The sequence below is a fragment of the Enterobacter sp. Li2LvB3 genome (assembly GCF_056156645.1).
This window is the reverse complement of sequence record NZ_JBSICG010000049.1, coordinates 1-3850: the sequence shown is the minus strand read 5'-3', so window position 1 is coordinate 3850 and position 3850 is coordinate 1. Positions and strand designations below refer to the sequence as shown.

The window sequence follows — 3850 nt, the reverse complement described above, 5'->3', positions numbered from 1 at the left end:
TGGTGTCAGGGCTCAATTGTAATGTCCGCCTGTGGCTCATTACAAGTGTCCGCGTTATGGTGAGTATCCGGGAGTCGTTTTACATCAGCAAAAACTACCAGGAGATTTGCCGTGTGCGCAGAAAGCTCAGGAGTGTTTACGTTGAAAGAGATCGATCGGGTTAAAACCATTCAGGATGTCATTGACCATCGCCTGACGACGCATCGGGCGGCTGAGAAGCTCGGGATCAGCGACCGGCAATGTCGCCGACTTCTGGTTCGTTACCGCAATGAAGGACCGCTTGGTATGGGTAATCGCAAACGTGGAATGCGTGGCAACCGACAACTGGCTCCCGGCCTTGCATCTCAGGCTCTCGGACTTATCAGAACCCACTATGCTGACTTTGGTCCCACGCTGGCCCGGGAAAAACTTGAGGAACGCCACGGCCTTTTGCTTGGTAAAGAAACCGTACGGCGAATCATGATCCGGGCCGGACTGTGGATGCCACGCAAACAGCGAGCTGCCCGGATCCCACAACCCCGCTACCGCCGGCCATGTACTGGCGAACTGATACAGATTGACGGCTGCGATCACGACTGGTTTGAGGGGCGCGGTCCGGCGTGTACCGCGCTGGTCTATGTGGATGATGCAACCAGCAGGCTGATGGAACTGCTGTTCGTGAAATAAGGGCATCAACTATCAGGGTTTCCTCCCTGTTTTTCAGTGTCAGAAAGCTGATGCCCAGATCTTTTTTTATCAGTTCATGCCTTTGTCAGTATGTCACCTTCGAGCTGCGGCTGATGAACCTGCTGCCTGAGTCGCTGGGTTTCACCGAGCAACGGAACCTAATTTTTACCAGGTGGAACTGCCTTTCGTTTGCGCAAAGCTTGATAAGCCTCGTTACTGATAGGATCTTTCATCCATTTGTACAGGACCGAAACGCTGACACCTATGTGTTGTGCAACTTTACGCGCGGTTCCACGTCGGTTACAGAGCTCCCGGACAGCCTGAAACCTCTCTTCCGGGCTGAAGCATATAATTCATTTTTACTATTGAGAAAGTATATGTGCTGCCCATGGAGGAATTTGGTTAACAAAGCAGTGGAGTCCATTATTAAAGCTACCGAAGTTTAGAGCGTGTATTTTACTAAGGTTTAAGAGGCTTTTTCTTGAAAAGATACTCACATGACCGTTTCGGGGAGATGCATACCACCATGACAATCTTGTATTTTTTAAAATATTCCCATCGAGCACAAGTGTTGAAAACAGAATGACGCCATTTGGATTCATTAAATTTTTCAAGTTAATCATTAATGAATTAATATCAGAGACATGTTCAAAAACCTCAAAAGCAGTAATTAAATCATATTTCCCCAGGTCTTCTATGTGCGTATCACCTCCCGAAAATGGATCATATGACACTGAATTCCATCCATCTCTTCTTAGTAACTCACTTAATTTCCCATTCCCACCCCCATAATCTAAATGCGTTATTGATTTAGTTTGCTCCAATAGTAAACTCGTTAAAGTTATAAAGTTTTGCCTAGGGCGCTCCTCTATATAATCCGGATCAATTTCTTTGTATTTGTCGTTGTATATTTTTTCCAAAAAATCTTTTTTGCTCCACTTTTTAAATTCCGGAGCAAATACAAAATCACATTCTTCACACTGATAGTAATAAATGGGAACCCCGCTTAATGGTAAGAACAACCCTCTATTTTCCTCACAACTTTTGTTGAAATCGACCACGTCTAACATGATTGTTTTTGCTCCACATACAGGGCAGTCTTTCTTGTTAAACATTATATTCCTTAAAATAAACACATTGAACATATTTGGGTGACGGATTCAACTCTCAAGCTCAGCGCTAAGATGCTATTTGTACCTTTGCAATCACCACCCAACGTTACCTAAACAAAAATACTTTCAACGGAATGCAAATACCCCCCTTGTCCATCCAGTGTATTTTTGTTGTATTTCACAAACAGATTTTCACCTGATTTCCTCCTTAATTTATCCAGGAAAGAAGGAGGTGAATACCTGCCAGGTATTTATAACTACCCTGGCAGGTCAGTTAAATGGACTTACTGGTTCATTTCACTTTTTTTCATATTATCAACATTATTCGATTTTGATTTGCTCATGTTATCCTTAACCATTTTGTCTTTACACATATTATCTTTACACATATCGTCATGCGGCCTGGACATTGTATCCTTAGCCATATCATCTTTGTTCATGGAGTCTGCCGCCTGGACATTAGCCATAAACAGAGCAGAAAGAACAGCAGTCATCATAATCATCTTTTTCATAGTATTTCCTATTTATTTATGTTGTTGTTTTAACTACCACCAAACCAGTTATAGCCTTGATCTTCCCAGTAACCTCCAGGAAAACGATTGGTGATCTCGATGGATTGAATATACTTTGGATTTTTATATCCCAGTTTGGTTGGGATCCGTAATTTTATTGGGTAACCGTATTCAGCCGGCAAGGTCTGATTATCCCACGTCAGAACGAGTAGGGTTTGTGCATGTAGCGCCGTCGCCATATCAATACTGGTATAGTAATCGTCTGAACAACGGAAGCTGACGTATTTGGCACGCATATCTGCACCAATTAACGTCAAAAAATGACGAAATGATACCCCGCCCCATTTTCCAATAGCGCTCCAACCTTCCACACATATGTGACGAGTAATCTGGCTTACCTGCTGCATACGATACAGCTCAGGAAGTCCCCAACTCCGCGTATCACGCACCAGTCCCCGTACTTGCAGTTTGTAAGTGTGGCCTTCAATTCTGGGGATATCTTCCGGTCCATAAAATGCATTAAACGGGAAGGGCCTGGTAATGTCAGCTTCAGTATATTCCGGAGCCTGAATGTTGTTACTGAAGAGAAATCCCTGAACCCGGTCATTAAAACTTGATATTTTTAACAACGCATTTTCTGCATCGTCACTATTGCTGATATCACAACCAGTCAACATCATTATACCACCGAGCGTCAAACCCTGGCGCAGAAGACGACGCCTCTCTGGACTCAGTAATTTCTCGGCATCTTTCAACAGATAATGTTTATCTGATCCGGACAGAATACGTTTTTTATCCATTCAGAAACCTTAACGTCCGCGTAACATCGCGAGTAGTGTACGTGGTACCAGTATCACCATCATAAGGTGGGTCACGATAAACAGCACCAGAGCGGACATGCAAAAAAAATGAATATAACGGGCAGCTTCATAGCCGCCGAGTAACGAGCGGAGTACTGGAAACTGTACCGATTTCCATAAAACCAGTCCTGACAATACCAGGCTGAAACCTGTAAACAGAACCAGAAGGTAGGCGGTTTTCTGTACCATGTTATATTGACTCAAATCACCATGCTGCAACCGACCCTGCAGTGCATAAACTAATTCCTTTTTTAATGAAGAGAGTGACCACGGCAAAAAAGCACGCCTGAAACGGCCACTCCCCAACCCCAGCAGGAGATAAACAGTTCCGTTGATACCGAGGACCCACATCATGGCAAAATGCCACTGCAGGGCACCTCCAAGCCAGCCGCCAAGAGTGAACTGAGCTGGGAAATTAAAGGGAAACAGCGGAGAAGCGTTGTAAATGCGCCAGCCGCTGAACAGCATACCAGCAATAGCAACGACATTAATCCAGTGACAACAGCGCAGCCACAAGGGGTGTATTGGTTTTTTGTCCAGCGTTAACATAATCCATCCAGTAGTGAATTCATCATTATCACACCATGACAGGTATGGTCATGCGTCCTTCAGGGAAATCCTCTTCCCCGAAGCCTGCCTGTCTGACCACCCGGGAGGGTCTCCCCCCCCCGGGACACTCTGTCAGAACCGGTATTTCAGA

At 44.8% G+C, this 3850-nt stretch carries 4 protein-coding genes and 2 pseudogenes; 1 reads left to right on the top strand and 5 read right to left on the bottom strand.

What is annotated here, in order from left to right:
- Positions 1 to 111: 111 nt before the first annotated feature.
- Positions 112 to 663 (top strand): annotated as a pseudogene (locus tag ACS603_RS23290) (helix-turn-helix domain-containing protein); the annotation flags it as partial.
- Here ACS603_RS23290 and ACS603_RS23285 read toward each other — a convergent pair.
- From ACS603_RS23285 to ACS603_RS23265, 5 genes and pseudogenes are all read right to left on the bottom strand, one after another.
- A pseudogene (locus ACS603_RS23285) lies at positions 623 to 1013 on the bottom strand (transposase); the annotation flags it as partial. The pseudogenes ACS603_RS23290 and ACS603_RS23285 overlap by 41 nt on opposite strands.
- A gap of 15 nt (positions 1014 to 1028) precedes the next feature.
- Positions 1029 to 1781: a class I SAM-dependent methyltransferase gene (locus tag ACS603_RS23280; RefSeq protein ID WP_474945002.1), complete on the bottom strand. Its 753-nt coding sequence runs from the start codon at positions 1779 to 1781 to the stop codon at positions 1029 to 1031.
- A 281-nt stretch (positions 1782 to 2062) separates the two neighbouring features.
- On the bottom strand, positions 2063 to 2290 hold the full coding sequence (locus ACS603_RS23275; RefSeq protein WP_474945001.1) for a hypothetical protein: 228 nt from the start codon (positions 2288 to 2290) through the stop codon (positions 2063 to 2065).
- Between the two features lie 29 nt (positions 2291 to 2319).
- Positions 2320 to 3090 (bottom strand): molybdopterin-dependent oxidoreductase, encoded by a 771-nt coding sequence (locus tag ACS603_RS23270; protein ID WP_474945000.1) that lies wholly within the window; start codon positions 3088 to 3090, stop codon positions 2320 to 2322.
- 9 nt (positions 3091 to 3099) lie between these two features.
- Complete coding sequence (locus tag ACS603_RS23265; protein WP_474944999.1) at positions 3100 to 3699, bottom strand: cytochrome b/b6 domain-containing protein; 600 nt, start codon at positions 3697 to 3699, stop codon at positions 3100 to 3102.
- Between the last annotated feature and the right edge of the window lie 151 nt (positions 3700 to 3850).